The 3,819-nt window shown below is 37.7% G+C and carries 5 protein-coding genes; all 5 read right to left on the bottom strand.

Annotation, left to right across the window (positions count from 1 at the left end; genetic code table 11):
- Positions 1–66: 66 nt before the first annotated feature.
- Positions 67–417: a hypothetical protein gene (locus tag L1D51_RS20830; RefSeq protein WP_239964746.1), complete on the bottom strand. Its 351-nt coding sequence runs from the start codon at positions 415–417 to the stop codon at positions 67–69.
- A 342-nt stretch (positions 418–759) separates the two neighbouring features.
- Complete coding sequence (locus L1D51_RS20825) at positions 760–1,803, bottom strand: TraU family protein (RefSeq protein ID WP_239964744.1); 1,044 nt, start codon at positions 1,801–1,803, stop codon at positions 760–762.
- Positions 1,803–1,952 (bottom strand): hypothetical protein, encoded by a 150-nt coding sequence (locus tag L1D51_RS20820; protein WP_155950869.1) that lies wholly within the window; start codon positions 1,950–1,952, stop codon positions 1,803–1,805. The genes L1D51_RS20825 and L1D51_RS20820 overlap by 1 nt, the downstream gene beginning before the upstream one ends.
- Complete coding sequence (locus L1D51_RS20815; RefSeq protein ID WP_239964742.1) at positions 1,949–3,127, bottom strand: TrbC family F-type conjugative pilus assembly protein; 1,179 nt, start codon at positions 3,125–3,127, stop codon at positions 1,949–1,951. Before L1D51_RS20815 ends, L1D51_RS20820 begins: the two co-directional genes overlap by 4 nt.
- The gene (gene lepB / locus L1D51_RS20810; RefSeq protein WP_239964741.1) at positions 3,114–3,614 is read right to left on the bottom strand and encodes a signal peptidase I; all 501 of its coding nucleotides are present in this window, start codon (positions 3,612–3,614) and stop codon (positions 3,114–3,116) included. Before lepB ends, L1D51_RS20815 begins: the two co-directional genes overlap by 14 nt.
- Positions 3,615–3,819 lie beyond the last annotated feature (205 nt).

Here is a 3,819-nt window from a genome sequence, read left to right as displayed (position 1 = left end):
CAAAACAACCGAAACAAATATAAGCTTAATTTAATATTAAAATTAGGTAAATATGGGGGGTATAGCTCAATTACCTAGTAGTTTTTTACTATAAACAAATTTTCCCAAATGAGTCCCTAAATATGCAAAGCTAACGAACGCAATATGAGCTACTATAAAAGGAGCTACGCTTACAACACTTTCAACAGCCGGAGTATCTAGAGGTCGCGCAGCTTCCAAAAAATTAGCTAAGCTAAAGCCATAGTAAGCGAATAGCATAAATACTATAACCATTAATGTCACTAATACTGTAATATCGCTATCAGCTCTATTAAAAATGTACATGGAACTAATAAATATTAAGAGAAATGTAGTTACCCCCGTGAAGGCACCTAAAAAAATCCCACTAAGAATTAGTAAAACCCATTCGGCTAACACAAATCCCCCTTAATTTAATCCATTATAATAAATTAACCCTTACTTAATAAACATAGTTCCCCCCCCCGAAGAGTAAACGTCAGGTTAATAGTTTTCTGACTGACTTATCTCGGTGTGTTGACAGCTTTAGTTCTAAGTATCTCTTAGCTTTTCCTTTACCCATGTGGTCAAGGCACTCGCAAATAATTGAAACACTGTTACTTATTTCTTCTTCGTATTTTGGGCTCGTGTACTTGTGGTATGTTGTTTTCTTAAACCCAAATATGTACATTGCTTGCTGTTTACTTAGCTTATATTTATTCAAAAAACGTCTAAAATCTTCACTTGTCATTAAATTACTCACTATTTTGAAGGCGCATTAATACCAGAACTAATTACACAACAATCATTAAATTGCCACAGTAAATATAAGTAGTCTTCAAGGCCTGGGGTGGTTCTACCACCAGCCGCTGTAGACCATTTATGTTCAGACTCTCCCAATGGGTGACAGCACTTACCATTTGGAGAATTTCTATCAGCCTCTGCTACTGGGTGGAGCATTGAAAGCTTATACTGGGATTTAGGAATCATTGGCCAAAACTCGGGTTTACACATTGCATCCTCTCCGATTGTTTTTCTAGCCAACCCCTTTCGGTGCAAACTAGCAAGTACACGCTGTGTTAAAAGCGAAGTTACACGCGGCCCTGACTCACCATCATAAACATTTCCTGTAAATGGGTAGAGACTTCCGTCGCAGCCAGCACAACCATATGTAGATTCTTGAACATCTCCTGCTGTAATTGCGGCACAATCCGCAGTACACCACGCTTTTGCAATTGGATTTGCAAATATAAATGCTTCTGGGGATAGTAAAATTGAGAGCAAATCATTGTTCCAAGTTGGATCAATCTCACTAAGGTACATCAAATCAAAATCTGTATATTCACCACCACATTTAGGCAAATACAAAATTTCCAACATCGCAAATAATGGGTATGAATAGTAATGGTATTGGTACGTTGCCAAATCAGCACCACCGGAACTTTTAACATCCACTCCAGTCGACAATGAAAATAGATCATCCTGAAGCCTAACTCCCCCTAATGCGGGTGCACACCATGGAACTCTCACATGCTCGACTAATCTAGAGGGCTGCCAGGACCCTAGTTGATAGCCAAACTCCGGAATTCCAAGAGCATCATTACAAGCACAAATTGATTGGTCAGGTGCAGCCCCATTTGGTTTTGGACCTACTCCCATCAATCGCACTGGTAAGAAGCATGACCAACAAACTTCATTTATTATGTTGCTAAATACATTCGCGTTATTGCATGCGTTACCTTCAGCTTTTGTTTGCGTTGAAAATAAAGCGACTAAGAAAATAAGGGAAATCAATGTAAAGCGCATTACAATTGACCCACCTTTGACTCTAACCAATTAAATGCGATTAGAAAGTAATGCCAAGCGGTATCCCAGATTTGCTTTGCTACAGTGGGGTACTCGTAACTTAAATAGATCCCACCTAAAACGCCTAACCCAACTAAAATTAATTTCATTTTTCACTCCAATCGAATTGACGTACCAGTAAATAGCCATTGCTTTGTGTTTCGATTTTGCTTGGTGTAGCTTCCACTTTGAATTTCTCAATAACTTGTTTTGGCAAAATGAAAACTGGTGCCCCAAACTCATTTCGAAACTTACTAAGGTCATCCCACCCTTTGTCTTTATCCATATGGGTTAGATGAATCTGAAACTGTCCTGATATCGATTTTAATTCTTCCTTAACCCAATCAACCTGTGACTTCACATAGGGATCAATTACAAAAATGGTTAAATGCATAGGGTATTGTTTTAAAGGGTTTGTTATGTCGCCAGCTCGGGCCAATATTTCTCCACGGCCATTTTTGATATCTTGAGTTACGCGAACAGTCGTATCTATTAGCCATTGCTTAGATTCTTCTGACGTTGGGAGAGGGTAAGTTTTATATTTCTTCCAGAACCTTTCTTTTGCTAAACGTTGCTTCTCAGCCCAATCAATCTTGCCTGCTGCAGCTTTCATTTGCTCTATGATGTCGGGTTCGTCAATATTGAATAATTGGCCTAATGGCTCTAACTTGAAATCGCCTTGTTTTTGGTCAAATTGATCTTTTGCATATTGCGCATTCAATGTGCCCGGAGCAATAAGATGCTTATTACCATTTCTTATGACGATAGTTGGTACACCGGTTACATTAAACTCTTTAAATCTTAGTGGGTTTATTCCTACATTTGGCTCTACTTTTGATATGGCACTTAATTTCTGAATAAGCTTCATCGTCGATGATATGTGTGTAGCTCCTTTTTCTAGCCCTCTAAATAAAATTGTTAAGTTATGCTCTTTGGCCACTTTGAAGGCATCAATAAGTGCTCTTCTGGGCATTGAGAAACTTACGAAAATAGCGCCATCTGTACCTTCTAATAAATCAATCTTATTTTCTTGTTGTGGAAGCGCTCTCTTCATTGTTTCACTGGAAATAACAACAGCCTGATCTGCAATTGACTTGGCTAAAGCTATATCTTTTTCTTGAATTGTTGGCTTATCTATATCTTTTAACCACCCATTTTCTTTGGCTTTCTCGACAGCCTTATTCGCAGCGTCTTGAAAACTTGAAACATCATATTCGTTTTTTTGATTGGCACTTACCGAAACTGAAAACGCACAAAGCAAAACTATCGACTTAAAAAATTGCATATGCTTTCCCCAAAATATCCTCTTCATTTATTGGCCCCCAAAACCTGCTGTCATAGCTATAAATAGTCTCACCAACCATAAAGAATTCATTTTCATTCAAGGTGATTTGTCGCTCATACTCTTTTGGGTTTAACTGTAAGAAATTAATGGCATGCGTCATTCCAGCAATTTCAGATTCGACTCGATTTACATACATTTCATTTGGCGAGTATTTGATTTCATCTCCAGGAACACCGGCTGCAATTTTTATGAAGCTCAACCCTTTATCAAAATTTTTATCTGCCTTGTTAAATTTGAATGCAACTAAATCACCCCTTTTAATATCCTTATCACGCTTGTCGACTATGAACATGCGAGCATACAAACACTGATCTTGAAAGGTCGGAAAAGAAAATGTGAAGCGAGCAAAAAACAATTCCGCTAACCCATATAAGCCTAGTAGTGTAAGGCAGACTATGATTGTGCTTTTTAACTTTATGCTATTCATAGCTAACTGTTTTTGTGAGAACGTAAATAAATTCTACAGTGGGGTTTTTGAGTAATTCTGAGATTTTCTTTCGTATTGAACTTTTTTTTGGGGGTTAAGATAATATTTGTGGTACATTAACAACATACTAAAGTCTCCTCCAAAGAACTCTAGTATAAAAAAAGGTAGCCTTTGGTTGAGGCTACCTTTTTTGTAACTTAAATAT

Origin of the sequence: Pseudoalteromonas shioyasakiensis (genome assembly GCF_022398475.1) — a bacterium.
Taxonomy (GTDB): domain Bacteria; phylum Pseudomonadota; class Gammaproteobacteria; order Enterobacterales; family Alteromonadaceae; genus Pseudoalteromonas.
Note: the sequence above shows the minus strand (reverse complement) of the source record. Positions and strands in the feature narration are given on the sequence as shown.